The organism is Stenotrophomonas sp. STEN240, from assembly GCF_056756175.1.
Map to the genome: position 1 here is coordinate 21268 of NZ_JBRRBO010000037.1, position 22393 is coordinate 43660.

The window sequence follows — 22393 nt, forward strand, 5'->3', positions numbered from 1 at the left end:
CCTAGGCGACAATCAGGCCGAATGCCGCCAGCGCCGCCGCAGCCTGCCGCTGCGAGATCACCGCCTTTTTGAAATACTTCGCGTCCATCACGTTGAGCCCGCTGATATCGGTATCGCGCAGGTCGGCGCCTTCGAAGCGGGTCAGCCGGGTCTGTGCGTTGCGCAGGCTGCCACCGCTGAAAACCGCGTCGCGAAAATCGCAGCCGGAAAGATCGGCATCGGAGAAATCCATGCCCTCCAGTTGCGCCTTGCGAAATGACAGTCCGCGCAGGTCGGCGCTGACCAGCAGGCAATCGCGGAACTCCAGTGCCCAGCCACTCACTTCCTGCAGGTGGGCGCCGGTCAGCTTGCAGTCCTTGAACTGCACCGACGACAGCGTGGCGCGTCGCCAGAAGCTGTTGTTGAGGTCGCAATGATCGAAGCGCGAATCACTGAGCTGGGCTGAGCTGAAATCGCATTGGCTGCCCCGGCACTTCTGCCATCGGCTTTCTTCCAGCGACGCCGCCAGCCAGTTTGCGCGGGTCAGTGAGCATTGGTTGAACTGGAAGCCGTCCATGTCCAAGCGCGAGAAATCGCCTTCGTCCAACGTGCAGGACTCAAACACCGCAGCACGTGGATGCGCCTTGATGATCGCCTGCATGCGTTCGCGGCTGATGGTCTCATCGCGGAATATCGGAGTGCTCATTGCTGCGGGAACCTGCGGTTGCTGATGCTTCATTGTGGGTGACAACTGCGTGTCGATGCAGTCTTGTTGCACCAGAAATTCTGTGTACAGCGCTGTAGCAGCATCATTCGAAGATGAAGAAAGGCGGCGCGATGGCTTTGCGCCAATAGGATTCTTCGGCCATATAGAACTGCTGTGCGTGGGCCTTGGCGAACCACGCCGCCGCGGCAGCCTCATCCTTCTGCAGGCCCTTGCCGCCGCGACCCAATGCCAGCCCGGCGAAGTATTGGCCGTAGACATTGCCTTGTTCGCCGGCGCGCTGGTACCAGCGCAGTGCTTCGGTCTTGTCCTCGGGCATGCCAATGCCTGCTTCGTGCAAGCTACCCAGATCGACCTGGGCCTCGGCATCGCCGCGCGCCGCCCGGCGTTGGATGCGAGCGATGGCGGCGTTGGTGGAGGGCCGGTCAGCAGCAAGGCGCGCGGCCTCGGTCGATGCGCGGGTGGCGCCGCGCAGGGCCTCCAACTTGTACAACTCACGCATGTACACCGCCGAGCGCAGCCGCCAGCGCAGCGCGCCGGCCATGTCACCCTGGCGCTCGTACCAGCGTGCCAGGTCGTCCATGGCATACGGCGAGCCGTGGTAAGCAGCGCTGTGGTACCAGCGGAACGCCTTGCGCGGTGAGGGCTTGAAGCGCACGTCCTGCGGTTTCTGTGGTTCGTCACTGCTGTCCAGACGGCCGCGCTCCAGTAGCGTGCCCAGTTGCTCTTCGGCGCTGGTGCTGCGATGGGTGCGTGGTTGTGTCGCTGCTGCGCGTGCGTACCAGTCCAGAGCGCGTGGGTCGTTCCAGGCCTGGTACATCCTGGCGACGCGCAGGGCCGAATCGAACTGACCATCGGCGGCAGCGGACAGCGCGTCGCGCTCGGTATCGCTGGGTGGGCGGCTGGCCGGCGCCGTCGCGCAACCGAGCAGGGTGAACAGGGTGAACAGGGGCAGGGCGTACAGCAGCAGGCGGGGCGTGGGGCGGGGCATCCGGCAGCTCGTCCAGGCAGGGGGGCGGGGATTATCGCGGAGCGCGCCAGCCCTGCTGCTGAATCGGTTGCCAAAGCAACAGTTGCGCGCCCGCCGAAACAGGGCTACGGTCAGCGCCATGTCCTCGTTCCTGGCCACCGCCGTCAACAATAACAACCGCAATAATCTGCGCGCGAATAATCGTGCGCGGCCACTGCGGGACTGCGACCAGAGCTAGAACAGGCAACACGCTCAGGACACCAGAAAACCCGCATCGGCCGATGCGGGTTTTTTTATGGCCGGGCGGGAACACCGAACGGCTGCAGGTCTACCAGCCGTTGCTTCGAATGTTTGTCCCCACACAACCCAGGAGCTTTCCCATGTGTTCCATCTTCGGCATTTTTGGCCTGCAATCCGGTGACGACCTGCAGGCGCTGCGTCGGCAGGCGCTTGAACAATCCCAGCGCCAACGGCATCGCGGCCCGGACTGGAGCGGCGTTTACGTAGACGACGGGGCGATCCTGGTGCACGAGCGCCTGGCCATCGTCGACCCAGCTGGCGGCTCGCAGCCGCTGCTGTCCGACGACGGTCAACTGGCGCTGGCAGTGAACGGTGAGATCTACAACCACCAGGAGCTGAAGAAGGAACTGACCCAGCCCTACGCCTTCCAGACCGGTTCGGACTGTGAAGTGATCAACGCGCTGTACCGGGAAGACGAACCGGCCTCGTACTTGAACAGGCTCAACGGCATTTTCGCGTTCGCGTTGTGGGACCGCGCCAAACAGCGCGTGATCATCGCCCGCGACCCGATCGGCGTGGTGCCGCTGTACTGGGGCCACGACAAGCAGGGCCGGCTGTGCGTTGCTTCGGAAATGAAGTCGCTGTCCGATACCTGCGCCGATGTTGCGCAGTTTCCGCCTGGCCACTGGTATGACAGCAGCACCGATACGCTGAGCAAGTATTACGAGCGCCCGTGGCGTGACTACGCCGCAGTGGAAGGCGTGGATGTATCGCTGGTTGAGCTGCGCGAGGCGTTCGAGCGTGCCGTGCACCGCCAGCTGATGACCGATGTGCCGTACGGCGTGTTGCTGTCCGGTGGTCTGGATTCGTCCTTGGTCGCTGCCGTTGCCGCACGTTATGCGCGCAACCGCATCGAAGACGGTGGCCAGAGTGAAGCCTGGTGGCCGCGCCTGCATAGTTTTGCGATTGGCCTGAAGGGCTCGCCGGATCTGGCCGCTGCCGAAGTTGCCGCTGCCGCACTGGGCACCGTGCACCACGGTTTCGAGTACACCTTCGAGGAAGGCCTGGACGCGGTGCCGGAAGTGATCCGCCACGTTGAAACCTATGACGTCACCACCATCCGCGCATCGACGCCGATGTTCCTGCTGGCGCGGCGCATCAAGGCAATGGGCGTGAAGATGGTGCTGTCCGGCGAAGGCAGCGACGAGATCTTTGGCGGCTATCTGTACTTCCACAAGGCACCCAACGCGCTGGAGTTCCACGAAGAACTGGTGCGCAAGCTCGACGCACTGAACAACTACGACTGCCTGCGTGCCAACAAGTCGATGATGGCCTGGGGCGTGGAGCCGCGCGTGCCGTTCCTGGACCGCGAGTTCCTGGACGTGGCAATGAAGATGGACGCACGCCACAAGATGATCGACAAGGCCAGCGGCCGCATCGAGAAGGCGGTGCTGCGCGAAGCCTTCGAAGGCTATCTGCCCAAGGAAATCCTGTGGCGGCAGAAGGAGCAGTTCAGTGACGGCGTCGGCTATGGCTGGATCGACGGTCTGAAGGCGCACGCTGAAGCGCAGGTCAGTGACCGCGTGCTGGCAGCGGCCGACAAGCGCTTCCCGCACAACCCGCCGCAGACCAAGGAGGCGTATTACTACCGCCATGTGTTCGAGCAGTTCTTCCCCAGCCATGCGGCGTCGGAGACCGTGCCGGGCGGCAAGTCGATTGCCTGCTCGTCACCGGCGGCGATTGCCTGGGATGCCAGCTTTGCCAGCATGGCCGACCCGTCCGGGCGTGCCGTAGCCGGTGTGCATGAGCAGGCACTGGCCGGCTGAGTGATGGCGCACGGCCCGTAGTGATACGGGCCGTGCGTTTTAAGCTGCCACAGCGCAACCGTGGGCCGTATCATCGCCGGCATACGCAAGGGATGATCATGGACGCAGGAACGCATCGCCCCGGCTCGCGGGTGCATTGGGGCCGGCTCTATCTGGGGTGGGCCGCGCTGCCGCTGTTGGCGGCGCTGCTGTTGGCCCGTTACGTCGGGATGGAGGTGCCGGCGCCGGTGCAGCAGGCCGTCAAGGCCGGCTCGGCGGCACTGCATTCGAGCTCACCCCTGGGTCTGTTCCTGCTGCAGCTGCTGGTATTGCTGCTGGTAGCCAAGGGTACCGGACGGCTGTTGCGCTGGTTCGGCCAGCCGGCAGTGATCGGTGAGATGGCTGCCGGCCTGATGATGGGGCCGCTGCTGTTTGGCAGTGTCTTCCCGCAGCTGCAGACCGCACTTTTCCCGGCCAGCTCACTGGGCCCTCTGGGGCTGATCAGTCAGCTCGGCGTGCTGATGTTCCTGTTGGTCGCCGGCGCAGAACTGGACCTGGGGCGGCTGCAAGGGCGGCGACGCTTTGCCATTGCAGTCAGTCACGCCGGCATTGCGGTGCCGTTCCTGTGTGGTGTGTTGCTGGCGATCTGGCTGTATCCGGCGCACGGCCCTGCAGGTGTGAGCTTCACCTCGTTTGCGCTGTTCATCGGCATCTCACTGAGCATCACCGCTTTCCCTGTGCTGCTGCGCATTCTTGCTGATCGCGGCATGACCCATAGTCCGCTGGGGCAGACGGCGATCGCCTGTGCAGCGCTGGGTGACGCGACGGCCTGGTGCATGCTCGCGTTGATTGTGGCGGCCACACAGGCGGCCGGCTGGGGCGCAGCAGGTTTCAGTCTGGCCTGTGTGACGGTTTTCATCGGGCTGATGTTGGGCGTAGTGCGCCCATGGTTTGCGCGGCAACAGATTGCCGCCGGGCGCGAAGGCGCGTGGTTGCTGGGCATGCTGTTGCTCACCCTGGCCAGTGCCTTGTTGACCGAGTCCTTGGGCATCCACGCGCTGTTCGGTGCGTTTGCCGCCGGTGTTGCCGCCAGCGCCAATGTGCAGCTGCGCGAGCTGATCATCGCCAAGGTCGAGCCATTGGCGGTGACCCTGCTGTTGCCGCTGTTCTTCGCCATGACCGGTTTGCGCCTGCGTGCCGATGCCTTGCAGGTCAGCGATCTCTGGCTGTGTGCGCTGGTGATAGCAGTAGCCAGTATCGGCAAGTTGCTCGGTACGTTTGCCGCCGCGCGTAGTGCGGGCATGCCGGCCCATGATTCGCTGCGCTTGGGCGTGCTGATGAACACCCGCGGCTTGATGGAGCTGATCGTGCTCAATCTTGGTTATGAACTTGGCTTGCTGGGCGACCGCCTGTTCGCGGTACTGGTGATCATGGCCTTGGTCACGACCGCGATGACTGGCCCCTTGCTGAGCTGGAGTGCGCGCGGCAAGGAAAAGGCCGGTTGAGTGTTTTTGTAGAACTATTTCCGTTGCTGTTTTTCCTCCCAATTCAAAAGGATTTCCGATGCGCGCATTGCCGTTGTTGATGCTGGGGTTGTTGAGTAGTCCAATTGTTGCCACAGCGGCCGAGCTGCCGCTGGAACGCCATCAACTGGGCAGCTGGGAGACGGATATCGGCTACACCGGCGTGGTGCGCGATGGCGACACGCTGCATGTTTCGGGTGTGCCATGCCGGGGCGCGGACATGCAGGCAGCAGTGCGTGACTGCTACGGCAAGCTGACGAGAATCCTGCAGCAGTTTGATGCGGACAGCAGCCAGGTGGTGAAGGAAACGGTGTTCACCACCGACATGGATGGCTTGATCAAGGCCATTCCAGAGCGCAAGACGTTCTTTGCCGATGGCAAGTATCCGGCCGCCAGTTGGGTGCAGATCAGCCGCCTGTTCGACGCCGAAGCCAAGCTCGAGGTGGAGTGGACGGTGCGGCTGAAGTAAGCGTGATGCGCAGGCGTAGCCCGGGTAAGCGAAGCGCACCCGGGGCTTTTTGCGCTTGACCAAGCTCAAAAGTTCCGCATCGATGGCAGCAGCGATTCGCTCTTCGTGCGCGGATGTATTGCCTGTTTCCCGGGTGCGCTGCGCTTACCCGGGCTACCGATGACATGCAGCCCCGCCAGTTGTGGGAGCGGCGCAAGCCGCGAAGCCGGAACACCATCAGGTTGCACATGCATCCAGTGTTTCAGTAAATCCAGCTTCGCGGCTTACGCCGCTCCCACAGTCAGATGTCAGATGTCAGCTGGGGCTGCCTGTGTCTGCATGCAGACGTGCGCTGGTTTCTCAGCGCGGACTCAATTTCATGCTGTGTGTCGCCTTGCCTGGCAGGAACGGGGTTGGCCGGCCTTCCACCCAGTCTTCGTGGCCCGCGCCCCAGAATGGCGACAGTGGATGCCCGCTCTGGCCGCCGGGCATATGCACGATGCCATCGGCCTCGTGGCCGGGCGAGACCACCATGCGTTCGGACGCGCCGAATTTGGGCCCGACCACGCGCGGCATGTCGCTGTCACCGGCGAGAGGTTCTGCTGTCATGCAGAGCCAGCGCTTGAACAAGGCTGGCAATGCCGCCGAGATTGGATGGCAGATCGCCGCGGTATTGCGTTCGCCCCAACTGCGTTGCGTCAGATCGGGTCCCTGCGCGGCCAGATCTTTTTCCAGCTGCCGCGCACTGTCAGCCAGCAAGGCATCCCAACTTTCATACGGCGGCGGTAGCAGGTTTGCCGGGCGTTCGCTGAGCATGGGCCACAGCACGCCCTCGAACTGGGCCAGATTGGGCGCGATGTAACGCTCGCCCAGCTGCGCCTTTGCAGGTGCCAGCAGGGCACCTTCCATGTTGTCCATCAGGATGCCGCGAAAACCACGCGCCATCCGGTAGCTGACCGAATCGGTGGAGGCGCGGCCCTGCCATTGGCGGCTGGCCGCTTCCAGGCGCCTGAGCGCGGGGTCTTCGCTGTGCTCGACGGTCTGCCGCAGCAGTTTCCACCAACGCTCCATCAGCAATGCGCGGTCGTCGAGCTGGACGGCCAGCAGGTCACCTTCCTTGAAGCTTTCGTGGGCAAACAGACCGTCGCGGATCTGCTTTGCACGCGCGCCGAAGTCATAGCCGCCGTCGCCGGCCTCGGCCAGCGCGGCGCCGTCCAGCACGCGGCCGTTGGCTGTCCACAGGCGATGATCCGGCGGATCAATCAGTGCCGGTGCCTGGTCGGTGCGGATGGGCCAGGGCGGGCAGCTGGGTTGCGCGGCTGCATCGGCATGGCAGGAGGGATCCCGTGCCGGCCGCGCGCCGATCAGGCGCCAGGCGATGCGTCCGCTGCGGTCGCCGACCAGCAGGTTCTGCGCTGGGACACCGGAGCGATCGGCTACTGCGAAGGCCGTGTCCAGATCGGCTGCCTTGGCCATGTCGGCGAAATCCAGACGCACGGCACCGGCCTGCTGGCCGACCCAGCGCAATGCCAACAGGCGGCCGTCCGGCTCTTCATGCAGAACCGGGCCCCAGGCGCTTTCGCGTACCAACAGCATTTCCGGGCTGGCACCGGCAACAGCAATGGCCTCGTTGAAGGTCCGCAGCGGCGCATCGGCGGGCAGGGTCGTGTAGTCGGCGGTGTCGATATAGCTGTTGGTGAAGGCCCAGGCCACCCGCGTATTGCTGCCGACGATGACCGACGGCAGGCCGGGCAGGGTGAAGCCGGCGACATCGACCTTGCCCTCCGGCGCGGTCGGGTCGGCATAACGCAAGCGTGCGCGGAACCATATGTTCGGCGCGCGCAGGCCCAGGTGCATGTCGTCGGCGATGATGGCGCGGCCGTCTGAGGTTAGTGCGCCTGCGACCGCGAAGTTGTTGCTTCCCGGAAAGGAGTCGGCCGCCGCAGGGGGCCCGCCTACGTCTCTCTCCCGCCCAGCGGGAGAGAGGGGGACCGCTTGCGAAGCAGGCGGTGGAGTGAGGGCGCGCGCGGTGCCGCCATTACGCAGGTCCAACGTTGCCGCGTCCGGCAGCAAGGCATCGCCACGGGGCGCGCCGAACAAGGGCGCATCCCAACTGCTGCCGTCGTGGGAGAGCAGCGCGTACAGCGCCGGCGGCACGACGCTACGGATGCGCGCCATTGCCAGTTCGCGGGTATTGGTCGGGTCCTGCAGGTCGGCATACATCGCCAGCCCGGTCAGCACCGAATCCTCCAGTTCCCAGGGGCGCGGTTGCTGGCGCAGCAGCAGATAGGGCCATGGCCGCACCGGCAAGGCAGCAAGCCCGGCATTGACGCCTTCACGGTAAGCCTCAACGACATCGCGCTTGCCGCCCAAGGCGGCGCCGAGGTTCTGCTGGGTATGGGCGCGCAGGCGATGCACACGCATGCGCCTGTCCGGCGGCAAGGCCTTGGCGCCGAACAGCTCGGACAACTCGCCGGCCGCCGAGCGCCGCATCAGGTCCATTTCGAAGAAGCGCTCCTGCGCATGCACATAGCCCAAGGCACGCGCCATATCGGTCTCGTTGGCGGCCTGGACGGTGAGTACCCCCAGCGCATCGCGCTCGATGCTGACCGGCGCTGACAGGCCCGGCAGGGCCAGTTCCCCGTCCAGCTGTGGCAAGCTGCCGCGCAGCAGTCCCCAGATCACCAGCAGCAGCACCAGCACCAATCCCAATACAACCCAAAGCGAACGCAGCAGCCAACGCAGCACAGGCCTACCCCCGGTAGCGGTTCTGTCGCGATTGTAGACAGCTTGTGAAGCCGAAAGAGAGGGAATCGCAACTGAAAGTGATTCCGATTAGATCATTGGCTTTTCAGATGGGGCACCCTATGCACCATCGAATCATCAGGAGCACCCCCATGCAGGGCAAACCCGAAGTCATTGAATGCCTGAAGGAACTGCTGCGCGGCGAATTGGCCGCGCGCGACCAGTACTTCATCCATTCCCGTCGTTACGAGGATCAGGGCCTGCTGGCGCTGTACGAGCGCATCGGTCACGAGATGGAAGAAGAGACCGAGCACGCCGATGCGCTGCTGCGTCGCATCCTGTTCCTGGGCGGCAATCCGGACATGCGTCCGCACGCCTTCGAGTCGGGCGTGACCGTGATGGAGATGCTGGAAAAGGACCTGCAGGTGGAATACCAGGTGCGCGCGAATCTGGCCGCCGGTGTGAAGCTGTGCGAAGCGCAGGGTGATTACGTCAGCCGCGACATCCTGATCGCGCAGCTGCGTGACACCGAAGAAGACCATGCCTGGTGGCTGGAGAAGCAGCTGGGCCTGATCAAGCGCATTGGCCTGGAGCTGTACCAGACCAGCAAGATGGACGCCAAGGGCACCGCGGCGCATTGACCTGAAGGCGGCGAAAGCCGCCTTGTGGTGCCGACCCATGGTCGGAATCTGTCAGGTCTGTCGGTAATGCCGTTGCTGACCCTGGTTCGGCGTCTGTCAGGTCAATCGGTAATGCCCTTGCCGACCATGGGTCGGCACTACCAGGTCAGCCGGTAATGCCCTTGCCGACCATGGGTCGGCACTACAGGCGCTGCAGCTTGTATACGGCTGTGGATAGCGTGCTTATCCCTTCGGGATTGAAATCCGGCTGCTGGTCGCGGATGTCGCGGCGCTCCAGCAGACTGGCATGCCACGGGGTGGCGAACAGGCGTTGTACTTCGGCCTCTTCCACCGAGAAGGGTGGGCCTTGTTTTTCATCCTGCGGGTATTCCAGGGTGATCAGTACGCCCTGGCAGCCCACCGGCAACTGCGCGTAGAGCGTGTCGCGGTAGTGCTGACGCAGGTGTGGCGGCAAGGCGATCAGCGCGGCGCGGTCATAGACGCCGGCGATGTCCGCCAGCAGGCCAGCATCCAACGCGAAGGCATCGCCGCAGATGATCTCGATTGGCCCGGCGCTGTAGTGCTCGCCATAGTGGCTGCTGTGGCGCTGCGGGGTGATGCCGGCTTCGGCGAAAAACTGCTCGATGGCCATCGGTGACAGCTCGATGCCCAGCACGCGGTGGCCCTGCGCGGCCAGCCAATGCATATCCAGGGTCTTGCCGCATAGCGGCACCAGTACGCGGCTGCCGTGCGCAATTTCCAGCGTGGGCCAGTGCTTCTGCAGCAGCGGCATCACTTCGCTGCGATGAAAACCGATTTGACCGTTCTGCCAACGTTGCAGCCAGAAGTCGGGTTGCATGGGGTTCTCCGAGTGCGATTGCCTGGTGGGCTGTTTGTAGGAGCGGCGTGAGCCGCGAAGCCGAGAACAATGGATCAATGGTGATTCGTGGTGGCTGATGCTGGTTGGATTTCCAGCTTCGCGGCTTACGCAGCTCCTACAACAACGAAAAAAAGAAGGCCGGGCAATGCCCGGCCTTCTTTTGTTACTGGACGTCCAGCCCTTCAACCTTCTGCCAACCACGCGGCAACAAATGCCCGCGCGTCGCCCTTGTCCCCAGATACGTTTCCAGGTCCTTGAACGAGAGGTTCATGGTGCGCTGGCCACTGCGCACCTGCAGGGTGTTGCCCGGGCCTACCGCAACCACCGCCACCACGCGCTCGGTGGAGAGCTTGGCCTTGGGGATCTCGATGATCTTGTTGCCCTTGCCCTTGTCCAGCTCGGGCAGCTCGCTGGCCGGAATGGCCAGCATGTTGCCGGCGCTGGTGACCGCGACGATGCGGTCGGTTTCCGGGTTGGCGACCAGTGAAGGCGTCAGCACTGCCGAACCGGTGGACAGGTTGAGCATCGCCTTGCCGGCTTTGTTGCGACCGGTGAGGTTTTCGAAGCGGGTGACGAAGCCGTAGCCGTGCGTGGAGGCCAACACGAAGCGGGTGTTGTTGTCGCCGCTGGCCACGGTGACGAAACTGCTGCCCGAGGCCGGCGAGAAGCGACCGGTCAGCGGCTCACCATTGCCGCGCGCCGAGGGCAGGGTGTGCACCGGCGTGGAATAGGCGCGGCCTTCGGTATCGAGGAAGGCCACCTGCTGGGTGCTGCGCGTACGCGCCACTGCCAGCAGGCTGTCACCGTCGCGGTAGTTCAGGGTCGAGCCGTCGACATCGTGGCCCTTGGCTGCACGTACCCAGCCCTTCTCCGACAGTACGACCGTCATCGGTTCGCTGGGTACCAGCTCGGTTTCGTCGATGGCCTGGGCGGCACCACGCTGGACCAGCGGCGAGCGGCGCTCGTCGCCGAACTTCTTGGCATCGGCCAGCAGTTCGTCCTTGACCAGCTTCTTCAGCTTGGCGTTGCTCTGCAGGATGGACAGGATCTTGTCGCGTTCCTTGGCCAGCTCATCCTGCTCGCCACGGATCTTCATTTCTTCCAGGCGCGCAAGCTGCTTGAGCTTGGTTTCCAGAATGTACTCGGCCTGGTCTTCGCTCAGCGCGAAGCGCGCGATCAGCGCGGCCTTGGCATCGTCCTCGGTGCGGATGATGCGGATCACTTCATCCAGGTTGAGGAAGGCAACCAGCAAGCCTTCCAACAGGTGCAGGCGACGCTCCACCTTCTGCAGGCGGTGGTTGAGGCGGCGGGTCACCGTGTCCTGACGGAAACGCAGCCACTCGCTGAGCAGCATCTTCAGGTTCTTGACCTGCGGGCGGCCGTCCAGGCCGATGACATTGAGGTTGACGCGGTAGCTGCGCTCAAGGTCGGTGATGGCGAACAGGTGGCCCATCAGCTGTTCGGCATCGACGCGGTTGGAGCGCGGCATCAACACCACGCGCACCGGGTTGGCGTGATCGGATTCGTCGCGGATGTCTTCCAGCCACGGCAGCTTCTTGGCGCGCATCTGCGCGGCAATCTGCTCGATCACCTTGGATGGAGAAACCTGGTGCGGCAGCGCATCGATGACGATGTTGGCGCCTTCCTTCTTGAAGGTGGCGCGTGCACGCACGCTGCCGTTGCCGGTTTCGTAGATATTCCGCAGGTCCGACGGCGAGGTGATGATCTCGGCCGTGGTCGGGTAGTCCGGGCCCTTCACGTGCTCGCACAGCTCGGCGATGCTCGTGTCCGGCTCGTCGATCAGGCGCACCAGTGCGCTGACGATCTCATTGAGATTGTGCGGCGGCACGTCGGTTGCCATGCCCACGGCAATGCCGGTGGTGCCATTGAGCAGCAGGTGCGGCAGGCGCGCCGGCAACCAGGTCGGTTCCTCCAAGGTGCCGTCGAAGTTGGGCGTCCAATCGGTGGTGCCATGGCCCAGCTCGCCCAACAGCATCTCGGCAATCGGGGTCATCTTGGATTCGGTGTAACGCATGGCCGCGAACGACTTGGGGTCGTCGCTGGAGCCGAAGTTGCCCTGGCCCTCGATCAGCGGGTAGCGGAACGAGAACGGTTGCGCCATCAGCACCAGCGCTTCGTAGCAGGCGCTGTCACCGTGCGGGTGGTACTTACCGATCACGTCACCGACGGTACGCGCGGACTTCTTGGGCTTGGATGCAGCACCCAGGCCCAGTTCGCTCATCGAATAGATGATGCGGCGCTGCACGGGCTTGAGCCCGTCACCGATGAACGGCAGGGCGCGGTCCAGCACCACGTACATGGAGTAATCAAGATAGGCGCGTTCGGCGTATTCGCGCAGCGGCTGCTGTTCAAAGCCGTGGAAAGCTTGGCGTGCAGGATCGGTCATTGCGGGTGGTGCTACCTGTGAACGTTGAAGCCGCGGCGTGGCTGCCGGCTTCCAGACCCATCAATTATCCGGATGGCGGCGGCGATGCCAAGCGCGGCGGTGATCCGGGTGATGTCGGTGTCATCGATTATGGACATATGTGTAACGGTGAATTCACTTCTTGATGGAAATATTCCATTGAGAATATTTCCAGGTGGAAATAAAATGCCGCCCCATGACTGAACCCTTTCCCCGGCCGACCAGCTTCGGCCTGCTGCTGCGCCAGGTGGGCGATGGGCTGGTACGCCAGCTCGACGCCACCATGGCCGAAGAAGACCTTGGCATCGGTTTCACCCATTACGTCGGGCTCAAGGTGCTGTCGCAACTGGCGCCATGCACCGCCGCCGAGCTGGGCCAGGCCATCAACCAGGTGCCCAGCGCGGTGACCCGGTTGCTGGACCGGCTGGAGTCGCTTGGCGCCGTGCGCCGTGAGCCGCACGCACAGGACCGGCGGGCGTTGCAGTTGGTGGTTACCGATGACGGCAAGGCCTTGTGGGAACGGCTCAAGGTGCGTGGCGACCGGATCATGGATCTGGCCCTGGGCGACCTTGATGAAGCCGAGCGTGAGCAATTGTTTTCACTATTGACCCGGGTACGGGACGCCCTTTCTCCCCCATGAACACTTCTCCTATGAAATGCACGCGGCTGTTGTTGCCGGGTGCCCTGGTGCTGGCGCTCGCCGCTTGCGCCAGCAGCCGTGGCCTGCAACCGCAGGGCCATCTGCTTGACGCCGACAGCCTGCACGGCGGCCGTGCGCTCGCCAGCGCGCCGCTCAGCGCTGCCGGTTTCCCGGCCGCCGACTGGTGGCGGGCGCTCGGTGACCCACAGCTGGATGCGCTGGTCGCCGAAGGCCTGCGCAGCAGTCCATCGCTGGACGCGGCCGACGCCCGACTGCGTCAGGCGCAGGCACAAGCTGCCGGCGCCAACGCCGAGCGCAAGCCCAGCCTGTCGCTGGCGCCGGGCTATACCGGCCTGACCCTGCCTGAATCGATGGCCGGTGATCTGGGCGGCGATTACATGGGCAGCGTGCAGGCCGTGGCCAACTTCAGTTATGGCGTGGATCTGTGGGGCGGCAAGCGCGCCAACTGGGAAGCAGCCGTGGACAGCGGCCATGCCGCAGCAGTGGATGCGCAGGCCGCGCGCCTGGATCTGTCGGCCGCCATCGTCCAGGCCTATGTGCAGCTGGCCCATGCCGGGCAGCTGCAGCAGGTGGCCAACGACGAACTGACGCGCGCCGAAAAGACATTGGAACTGACCCAGCAGCGTCGCCGCGCCGGCATCGACAGCAACCTGCAGGTGACCCAGGCGCAGGCCCGTCTGCCGCTTGCCCGCCAGCAGCAGCTGGCCGCGCAGCAGCAGATCGATTCGACCCGCAATGCCTTGGCTGCGCTGCTGGGGCAGGGCCCGGACCGCGGCCTGGACATCGCCGTTCCAGGTGAATTGAACCCGCTTGCCCTGCAACTGCCGAGCCTGCTGCCCAGTGAACTGCTGGGCCGGCGCCCGGACATCGTCGCCGCACGCTGGCGGGTGGAAGCGGCCGACAAGCAGATCAAGGTCGCCAAGACCCGGTTCTATCCCAGCCTCAACCTGACCGCATTGGGCGGTGTGGTGTCGAAGAACCTGGACAGCCTGCTGCAGAGCGGTTCCACCTTCGGTCTGCTGGCGCCAGCGCTGAGCCTGCCGATCTTCGACGGCGGCCGCCTGCGTGCCGGCCTGGCCAGCAGCGATGCCGACTACGACCTGGCCGTGGCCAGTTACAACCACACCGTGATCGAGTCACTGCGTGATGTGGCCGACCAGGTCGCCGCGCTGCGCTCGCTGGGCGAGCAGGTGCAGGCCCAGCAACAGGCACAGGCCACCGCGCAGGCCGCCAATGATCTGGCCCAGCAACGCTACCGCGCCGGCATCGGCAACTACCTGGACGTGCTGAGCACGCAGGACCAGTTGCTGCGCAGCCAGCAGCAGCTGAGCAACCTGCAGTCGCAGCGGCTGCTGTCCTCGGTGCGCCTGAGTGTGGCACTGGGCGGGGGCTTCCAGCCCGACGCCACTGCCGAACCTGCCGCCGTTACCGCCCATTCGAATTCCTGAGACACCTCCCCCATGAGCCAGACCTCCTCCCCTGAAGCGGCAGCCGCCGCTCCCAGCCGCCGCGGCAAGCTGCTGCGCGGCCTGTTGTTCGTCATCGTGATCCTGCTGCTGGCATTTGCAGCCTGGTATTACTTCATGGGCCGCTGGGCCGAGGACACCGATGACGCCTATGTCGGCGGCAACCAGGTGCAGATCACCCCGCAGATCACCGGCACGGTTGTGTCCATTGCGGCCGATGACGGCATGAAGGTAGAGCAGGGCCAGTTGCTGGTGCAGCTGGACCCGGCCGACACCGAAGTGGCCATGCAGCAGGCACGCGCCAACCTCGCCAGTACCGTGCGCCAGGTGCGCGGCCTGTACCGCAGCGCAGAAGGCGCGCAGGCGGAGTTGAGCGCACGCCAGATCACCGTCAAGCGGGCCCGCGAAGATTTCGCTCGCCGCCGCGACCTCGCCGCTACTGGTGCCATCTCCAACGAAGAACTGGCGCATGCCCGCGACGAACTGGCCGCTGCCGAAGCCGCTGTGGCTGGTTCGCGCGAAAGCGTTGAGCGCAGCCGCGCGCTGATCGATGACACCGTCATCGCCACCCAGCCGGACGTGCAGGCCGCGGCAGCGCAGCTGCGCCAGGCCTATCTCAACAACGCCCGCGCCGGCATCGTTGCGCCGGTGACCGGTTATGTCGCGCGCCGCTCGGTGCAGGTTGGCCAGCGCGTGCAGCCCGGCGCCGCCTTGATGGCGGTGGTGCCTGCCGAACAGATGTGGGTGGATGCCAACTTCAAGGAAACCCAGCTGCGCCACATGCGCCTGGGCCAGGAAGTGGAACTGCGCTCGGACCTGTACGGCAGTGACGTGACCTACAAGGGCCGCATCACCAATCTCGGCCTGGGCACCGGCTCGGCGTTCTCGCTGCTGCCAGCGCAGAACGCCAGCGGCAACTGGATCAAGATCGTGCAGCGCGTGCCGGTACGCATCACCATCGATGCCAAGCAGTTGGCCGAGCATCCGCTGCGCCTGGGCCTGTCGATGAAGGCCGAGGTCAACCTGCACGACCAGAAGGGCACGGTGCTGCCGGCCGATGCCGTCAAGGGCACGGTGTACGGCACGCAGGTCTATGCCAAGCAGCTGCACGATGCCGATGCGCTGATCCACAGCATCATCCAGGACAACCTGCCGCCGTCCGCGCGCGCCAGCTGAGGTCATCATGTCCGCTCAAGCTCCCACAGCACCGGCCGCACCTGCGGTCAGTGCAGGGCCGGCCAATGTAGCCCTGTGCACGGCTGGCCTGGCGCTGGCCTCGTTCATGCAGGTGCTGGATACCACCATCGCCAACGTCTCGTTGCCGACGATTGCCGGCAACCTCGGCGCCAGTTCGCAGCAGGCGACCTGGGTGATCACCTCGTTTGCCGTCAGTACCGCGATTGCCTTGCCGCTGACCGGCTGGCTGAGCCGCCGCTTCGGTGAAGTGAAACTTTTCATCTGGGCGACGATCGCCTTCTCGATTGCCTCGCTGCTGTGCGGCATCGCCCAGAGCATGGGCATGCTGGTGGTATCGCGCGCGCTGCAGGGTTTCGTGGCCGGGCCGATGTACCCGATCACCCAGTCGCTGCTGGTGTCGATCTATCCACGAGAGAAGCGCGGGCAGGCACTGGCCTTGTTGGCGATGATCACCGTGGTGGCGCCGATTGCCGGCCCGATTCTCGGTGGCTGGATCACCGACAACTACAGCTGGGAATGGATCTTCCTGATCAACGTACCGCTGGGCGTGATTGCCGCGGCGATTGTGGGTGGCCAGCTTCGCCATCGTGTCGAGCAGACCGAGCGGCCGAAGATGGATTACGTTGGCTTGGTGACGCTGGTGATCGGTGTGGGCTGCCTGCAGCTGATGCTGGACCTGGGCAACGAGGAAGACTGGTTCAACTCGACCAAGATCGTGGTGCTGACCTGCATCGCGGTGGTGATGTTGGCGGTGTTCGTGATCTGGGAGCTTACCGACAAGGATCCCATCGTCGATCTGAAGCTGCTGCGGCATCGCAACTTCCGCGCCGGCACGCTGGCGATGATCGTCGGCTACGCCGCGTTCTTCTCGGTGGCGTTGATGATCCCGCAGTGGTTGCAGCGCGACATGGGCTATACCGCGATCTGGGCCGGTCTGGCGACTGCGCCACTGGGCATCCTGCCGATCATGGTGGCGCCGGTGCTGGGCAAGTTCGGTCACAAGGTCGATATGCGGTATCTGGCGACGATTGCGTTCTTCGTGTTGTCGATGACCAGCTTCCTGCGTTCGGGCTTCAACCTGCAGGTCAACTTTGAACACGTGGCTGGCGTGCAGTTGCTGATGGGCGTGGGCTTGGCCTTGTTCTTCATGCCGGTGCTGCAGATTCTGCTGTCCGACCTTGAGGGGCGCGAGATTGCCGCAGGCTCAGGTCTGGCTACCTTCCTGCGGACCTTGGGCGGCAGCTTCGCCGCATCGCTTACCACCTGGCTGTGGGCACGTCGTACCCAGCAGCATCATGCGGACCTGACCGAGCACGTATCGCTGTACGACCCGGGCATGCACGACCAGGTAACTGCGATGGGGCAGGGCGACCTGCAGCATGGCGCGGCGATGCTCAACGAGATGATCAATCACCAGGCCTCGCAGATGGGCTTCAACGACATCTTCCTGCTGCTGGGCTGGGTGTTCCTGCTGATCATAGGCCTGGTGTGGCTGGCCAAGCCGCCGTTCGGTGCGGGTGGTGGTGCAGCGGCGGGAGGCGGGCACTAGCCCCTGGTTTGTAGGAGCGGCGTAAGCCGCGAAGCCCATAACAATAAAATCGCGGGCTGGCCTTTGATCGTATGGATCAGTGGCTTCGCGGCTTACGCCGCTCCTACAATTCAAAGGCAGATCGCGGGCACAAAAAAACCCGCTTTCGCGGGTTGTTTCGTTTGAGTCGTGGTGCCCGGGAGAGGACTCGAACCTCCACGGAGTTGCCCCCGCTAGCACCTGAAGCTAGTGCGTCTACCAATTCCGCCACCTGGGCACTTCAGGCCGCGCAGTTTGAAGAGGATGGCGATCTTTGTCAACGGTTTTTCTCATTCATCTGCGGTGATCCTGTGCGCACCCCTGTACACGTGGGTCCATGTACCATGGAGGCTGATGAAAAACAAAAAGACCACTGGGGCCGACAAGGCCCAAAAGTCCGCCACCGGCAGCAAGCCGGGCAAGGCGCCGGGCAAAGCCCCCAAAGCAAAGTCGGCCAAGCTGCCGCCATGGATGCCGGAAAGTCTTTCCGCACCCGCAAAGCCAGGCGTTGCCAAGCCTGCCAAGGCCGGCCCGGCGCGCTCCGGCCCAGCCAAGCCAGGCAAACGCAAATTCACTGACGACGCCGCGCCGCAGAGTTTCGTGCGCGGTCGTCGCAAGCCGGGTCCGCCGGTTGCTGCCTTCGATGATCCTTATGCGTCGCGCGAAGCCGAGCGCTACGCGCAGCCGATTGCCAGTCGCGAGGCCATCCTGCAGTTGCTTGACCGCTGCGAAGGCCCGCAGAACGCCGACGAAATCGCCGCCCAGCTGGGCCTGACCGAGCCAGATCGTGCCGATGCACTGAGCAAGCGCCTCGGCGCGATGGTGCGTGACGGCCAACTGGTGCAGAACCGCCGTGGTGGCTTCGCTCCGGTCAGCCAGTTGAGCCTGATCCCCGGCGTGGTGATCGCCAACCCGGAAGGCTTCGGCTTCCTGCGCCCGGACGAGGGCGGCGACGATCTGTTCCTGTCGCCGTATGAAATGCGCAAGGTGATGCATGGTGACCGTGCATTGGCCAACGTTACCGGCATCGACCGCCGTGGCCGCCGCGAAGGCGCCATCGCCCGCGTGCTGGAACGTGGCGTCAACCGCCTGATCGGGCATTTCAGCGTGGAGGCCGGCATCAGTTATGTGGTGCCGGACGACAAGCGCATCCAGCGCAACATCCAGATCCCGGGCGACGCTACTGGCGGCGCCAAGGACGGGCAGCTGGTGGTCTGCGAGTTGACCCATGCACCGGATTCACGTCGTCCGCCGATCGGCAAGATCATCGCCGTGCTCGGCGACAAGCTGACCCCGTCGCTTGTGGTGGAAACCGCCATCCACGGCCACGAGCTGCCTTACGAATTCCCGCCGGAAGTGCTGGACGAAGCCACTGCCGTGCCGTTGACGGTGGAAGCGTCGATGATCGGCAATCGCGTGGACCTGCGCAGCATGCCGCTGGTCACCATCGACGGTGAGGACGCCAAGGATTTCGATGACGCGGTTTACTGCGAGCCGAACCGTGATGGTTTCCGCCTGGTCGTAGCCATCGCCGACGTCTCCAATTACGTGCGTCCCGGTACGCCGCTGGACGATGAAGCACAGCGCCGCGCAACCTCGGTGTATTTCCCCGGTTTCGTCGTGCCGATGCTGCCGGAGACGCTGTCCAACGGCATCTGCTCGCTGCGGCCGAAGGAAGACCGCATGTGCTTCGTCTGCGACATGCAGATCGGGCGCGATGGCCAGGTCAGCGAGTCCAAGTTCTACGAAGCGGTGATGAACTCGCACGCACGCCTGACCTATACGCAGGTGTGGGCGGCGGTGGGTGAGGACGACGCGGACACCAAGGCCTTCATCGGCCCGCTGATGCCGCAGATCCAGAACCTGCACCAGCTCTACCGCATCCTGTCCAAGGCGCGCGAGCGCCGTGGCGCGATCGAGTTTGAATCCTCGGAAGTGCGCTTCGTGCTGGACAACCGTGGCGAAGTGACCCAGGCCGGCATGATGGTGCGCAACGACGCCCACAAGCTGATCGAGGAATGCATGATCGCCGCCAACGTGGAGGCCGCGCGCTACCTGCTGTCCAAGCATGTGCCGGCGCCGTTCCGCGTGCATGAGCGGCCACCGGAGTCCAAGTTCGCCGACCTGCTGGAATTCCTCAAGGAATTCAAGCTGAGTCTGCCGCCGTGGAGCAAGGTGCAGCCGGGTGATTACACCAAGCTGCTGAAGAAGGTGCGCGAGCGCCCGGACGCAGCACTGCTGGAATCGGTGCTGCTGCGCAGCCAGTCGCTGGCGGTGTATTCGCCGGACAACAACGGCCACTTCGGCTTGGCGTTGGAGGCGTACGCGCACTTCACTTCGCCGATCCGCCGTTACCCGGATCTGCTGGTACACCGTGCCATCAAGTACGCGCTGACCGGCGGCCCGCTCGACAAGTACACCTACACTCCGCGCGAAATGGCGGCGTTGTCGCTGCAGTGCTCCGAGCGTGAGCGCCGTGCCGACGAGGCCGAGCGTGAGGTGGACGAGCGTTTCCGCGCGGCGTGGATGGAAAAGCACGTGGGCAGCCAGTTCGATGGTGTCATCAGTGGCGTCACCAGCTTTGGCCTGTTCGTCGAACTGTACGAGTCCAAGGTCAATGGCCTGGTCCACGTGACCCAGCTGCCGCACGACTATTACCAGTTCGACCCCATCCGCAAGACGCTCAGCGGCGACCGCCGTGGCAGCGAATTCCGGCTTGGCGACCGGGTCCGCATCCTGGTGCTCAAGGCCAGCATGGAAGAGCGCAAGATCGACTTCCGCCTGGTCGAGGACAAGGACGGCAAGGTCGAAGCACCGACCCCGCAGCCCGAACGCGGCAAGCCGGCCAAGCGTACCAAGCAGAAATATTGAGGTCAGGAGTAAGGGAAGAGGAGTGGGAAGTGAGGCAGAGCACCGGCCCTGTTTGGCCGGGACGGTGCGGCTCTGCTGTGTTTCTGCCCCTCTCACTCCTCTTCACTCGCTCCTCGGTAGTACCATTGCCCCCCAGAATTCCCCCATGTGACGCCCATGAGCAAGCAGAACCAATGGATCGTCGGCGTCAATGCCGTTGCTTCGTCGATCGAGAAAGACCCCGAAAACGTCCGCGAGGTCCTGATCGAGGCCGGTGCCAAGAACCCGCGCCTGGTTGAAATCGAGGAAGAAGCCCTGCGCAAGGGCATCGACGTACGCAAGGTCAACGCCCAGGCGTTGGGCGGCGTGGCCGGCCAGGTCCGCCACCAGGGTGTGGTTGCGCGCTATGCCGCGCCCAAACTGTGGGACGAGAACGAGCTGAAGGGCCTGATCGAAGCGGCCGAAGGCAAGGCGCTGGTGCTGGTGCTGGACGAAGTGCAGGACCCGCACAATCTCGGCGCCTGCCTGCGCAGTGCGGCTGCCGCTGGCGTTACCGCCGTTGTGATCCCGAAGGACAAGAGCGCCCCGGTCAACGCGACCGTGCGCAAGGTCAGCGCCGGTGCGGCCGACAGCATTCCGGTGGTGTCGGTCACCAACCTGGTCCGTTGCATCAAGGACATGCAGAAGCTGGGCGTCTGGGTGTACGGCCTGGCCGGTGAATCGGACACCACCATCCACAAGCTCGACCTGCGCGGCAACGTGGCGCTGGTGATGGGCGGCGAAGCTGACGGCATGCGCCGCCTGACCCGCGAGACCTGCGACCAGCTGGTGCGCATCCCGATGCCGGGCGACATTGAGAGCCTCAATGTATCCGTGGCGACGGGTGTGGCATTGTTCGAGGCTGTCCGCCAACGCCTGTAAGGAACACCATGCCCCGCACGCCGCATCGTCTTTTCCTCCGATTGACTGTGGCGCTGGCGGGGCTTTGCGTCCTCAGCGCCGCCGCGCAGGACGCACCGCGCGTACGTGCGCGTGACCTGGGCGTTGCGCCCGGCATCTTCAGCCCCGGCAGCAACAACGCGATTACCGACGTGGCCGGCGTACGCGTCGGCCAGGTCACGTTGAGCGAAGGCAATACGGTACGCACCGGTGTCACCGCGATCCTGCCGCACCCGGGCAATGTCTACCGCTCGCGGGTGCCGGCGGCACTGCACGTGGGCAATGGCTTCGGCAAATTTGTCGGCAGCACCCAGGTAAACGAACTGGGCGAACTGGAAACCCCGATCCTGTTGACCTGCACGCTGTGCGTGTGGAAAGCCGCCGATGCGATGGCCGACTGGATGCTGGCGCAGCCGGACATGCAGCAGGTGCGTTCCTTGAACGTGGTTGTCGGCGAAACCAACGACGGCGGCCTCAATGACATCCGTGCACGCCCGATCACCGCCGCTGCGGTGCGCCAGGCATTGGAAAGTGCGAACAGCGGGCCGGTGCAGGAAGGCAGTGTTGGTGCCGGTACGGGCACCGTGGCATTCGGCTGGAAGGGCGGTATTGGTACCTCATCGCGCAAGCTGCCCGAGAGCCTGGGGGGCTGGACGGTAGGCGTGCTGGTACAGGCCAATTTCGGCGGCGTGCTGCAGGTCGAAGGCGCGCCGGTCGGCCGTGAGCTGGACCGTTACGCGTTCCAGAATGCAGTGGCTGCGCAGGGCAATGTGCGCGGGTTGGCTGATGATCGCGGCGATGGCTCGGTGATCATCGTGGTGGCAACCGATGCGCCGTTGTCGGATCGCAACCTGCGGCGGCTGGCATCGCGCGGGATGATGGGGCTGGGGCGTACCGGCAGTTCGGCATCCAATGGCAGCGGCGACTATGTGCTGGCGTTCTCGACGGCGGAGTCGGTGCGGCGTGGCTTTGATGCCGCACAGTTGCAGACCACCGAGCTGGCGAACGAACAGATGAGCGCGGTGTTCCAGGCCAGTGTGGATGCGGTGGAAGAGTCGGTTTACAACGCCTTGTTCATGGCGACCACGGTGAGTGGCAATGGGCAGACAGTGGAGGCGATTCCGCTGGATAAGGTGCGGGAGGTTTTGCGGCGGCATGGAGTAGAAGCACCGAGGTAGCAGGGTGCTCGGAGTGCTGCAGAACCAAGCGATGCTTGGCGAAATCCCTTCTCCCGCCTGCGGGAGAAGGTGCCCGAAGGGCGGATGAGGGGAGCTTATAAGCTTCCTGGCGTTTCAGCTTTTGCTTCTCCCCTCAGCCCTCTCCCCAACCCCTCTCCCCAACCCCTCTCCCGGAG

At 64.4% G+C, this 22393-nt stretch carries 17 protein-coding genes and 1 tRNA gene; 12 read left to right on the forward strand and 6 right to left on the reverse strand.

Annotation, left to right across the window (positions count from 1 at the left end; translation table 11 throughout):
* Position 1: 1 nt before the first annotated feature.
* A complete protein-coding gene (locus ACVOKO_RS14585; RefSeq protein ID WP_346499622.1) occupies positions 2-685 on the reverse strand; it encodes a pentapeptide repeat-containing protein in 684 nt (227 codons plus the stop codon).
* A gap of 103 nt (positions 686-788) precedes the next feature.
* Positions 789-1694: a tetratricopeptide repeat protein gene (locus tag ACVOKO_RS14590; RefSeq protein WP_346499623.1), complete on the reverse strand. Its 906-nt coding sequence runs from the start codon at positions 1692-1694 to the stop codon at positions 789-791.
* A gap of 359 nt (positions 1695-2053) precedes the next feature.
* On the opposite strand from ACVOKO_RS14590, the gene asnB reads away from it, so the two are divergent.
* From asnB to ACVOKO_RS14605, 3 genes are all read left to right on the forward strand, one after another.
* Positions 2054-3739, forward strand: coding sequence for an asparagine synthase B (asnB, locus tag ACVOKO_RS14595; protein ID WP_346499624.1), 1686 nt, complete (start codon positions 2054-2056; stop codon positions 3737-3739).
* Between the two features lie 92 nt (positions 3740-3831).
* Complete coding sequence (locus ACVOKO_RS14600) at positions 3832-5223, forward strand: cation:proton antiporter (protein WP_346499625.1); 1392 nt, start codon at positions 3832-3834, stop codon at positions 5221-5223.
* Positions 5224-5281: 58 nt separating this feature from the next.
* Positions 5282-5710 (forward strand): RidA family protein, encoded by a 429-nt coding sequence (locus ACVOKO_RS14605; RefSeq protein WP_346499626.1) that lies wholly within the window; start codon positions 5282-5284, stop codon positions 5708-5710.
* A 339-nt stretch (positions 5711-6049) separates the two neighbouring features.
* On the opposite strand, the gene ACVOKO_RS14610 is transcribed toward ACVOKO_RS14605, so the two are convergent.
* Entirely contained in the window at positions 6050-8437 is a 2388-nt protein-coding gene (locus tag ACVOKO_RS14610) for a penicillin acylase family protein (RefSeq protein WP_346499627.1), read from the reverse strand.
* A gap of 149 nt (positions 8438-8586) precedes the next feature.
* Here ACVOKO_RS14610 and bfr point away from each other — a divergent pair, with 149 nt between their 5' ends.
* Positions 8587-9075 (forward strand): bacterioferritin, encoded by a 489-nt coding sequence (gene bfr, locus ACVOKO_RS14615; protein WP_346499628.1) that lies wholly within the window; start codon positions 8587-8589, stop codon positions 9073-9075.
* A 181-nt stretch (positions 9076-9256) separates the two neighbouring features.
* Here bfr and ACVOKO_RS14620 read toward each other — a convergent pair whose 3' ends face one another.
* Complete coding sequence (locus ACVOKO_RS14620; RefSeq protein ID WP_346499629.1) at positions 9257-9913, reverse strand: thiopurine S-methyltransferase; 657 nt, start codon at positions 9911-9913, stop codon at positions 9257-9259.
* 184 nt (positions 9914-10097) lie between these two features.
* Positions 10098-12341, reverse strand: coding sequence for a DNA topoisomerase IV subunit A (gene parC, locus ACVOKO_RS14625; protein ID WP_346499630.1), 2244 nt, complete (start codon positions 12339-12341; stop codon positions 10098-10100).
* A gap of 17 nt (positions 12342-12358) precedes the next feature.
* On the opposite strand from parC, the gene ACVOKO_RS14630 reads away from it, so the two are divergent.
* From ACVOKO_RS14630 to ACVOKO_RS14650, 5 genes are read left to right on the forward strand one after another with little or no spacing between them, the layout of a single operon-like run.
* Positions 12359-12505, forward strand: coding sequence for a hypothetical protein (locus ACVOKO_RS14630; RefSeq protein ID WP_346499631.1), 147 nt, complete (start codon positions 12359-12361; stop codon positions 12503-12505).
* Positions 12506-12555: 50 nt separating this feature from the next.
* A complete protein-coding gene (locus ACVOKO_RS14635; RefSeq protein ID WP_346499632.1) occupies positions 12556-12999 on the forward strand; it encodes a MarR family winged helix-turn-helix transcriptional regulator in 444 nt (147 codons plus the stop codon).
* Positions 12996-14468, forward strand: a complete 1473-nt coding sequence (locus ACVOKO_RS14640) for an efflux transporter outer membrane subunit (RefSeq protein WP_346499633.1) — start codon at positions 12996-12998, stop codon at positions 14466-14468. The genes ACVOKO_RS14635 and ACVOKO_RS14640 overlap by 4 nt, the downstream gene beginning before the upstream one ends.
* A gap of 12 nt (positions 14469-14480) precedes the next feature.
* Entirely contained in the window at positions 14481-15662 is a 1182-nt protein-coding gene (locus tag ACVOKO_RS14645) for an HlyD family secretion protein (protein ID WP_346499634.1), read from the forward strand.
* 7 nt (positions 15663-15669) lie between these two features.
* Complete coding sequence (locus ACVOKO_RS14650; RefSeq protein ID WP_346499635.1) at positions 15670-17232, forward strand: DHA2 family efflux MFS transporter permease subunit; 1563 nt, start codon at positions 15670-15672, stop codon at positions 17230-17232.
* Positions 17233-17401: 169 nt separating this feature from the next.
* Here the strand turns inward: ACVOKO_RS14650 and ACVOKO_RS14655 are convergent.
* Positions 17402-17488 (reverse strand) — tRNA-Leu (locus ACVOKO_RS14655).
* Between the two features lie 116 nt (positions 17489-17604).
* Here ACVOKO_RS14655 and rnr point away from each other — a divergent pair.
* The 3 genes from rnr to ACVOKO_RS14670 all read left to right on the forward strand — a co-directional run bounded on the left by rnr (position 17605) and on the right by ACVOKO_RS14670 (position 22217).
* On the forward strand, positions 17605-20121 hold the full coding sequence (gene rnr, locus ACVOKO_RS14660; RefSeq protein WP_346499636.1) for a ribonuclease R: 2517 nt from the start codon (positions 17605-17607) through the stop codon (positions 20119-20121).
* 156 nt (positions 20122-20277) lie between these two features.
* Complete coding sequence (gene rlmB / locus ACVOKO_RS14665) at positions 20278-21021, forward strand: 23S rRNA (guanosine(2251)-2'-O)-methyltransferase RlmB (RefSeq protein WP_346499637.1); 744 nt, start codon at positions 20278-20280, stop codon at positions 21019-21021.
* Positions 21022-21029: 8 nt separating this feature from the next.
* Positions 21030-22217 carry a DmpA family aminopeptidase gene (locus ACVOKO_RS14670; RefSeq protein WP_346499638.1) on the forward strand — a complete coding sequence of 396 codons (1188 nt, stop codon included), beginning with the start codon at positions 21030-21032 and terminating at the stop codon, positions 22215-22217.
* The last annotated feature ends 176 nt before the right edge of the window (positions 22218-22393 follow it).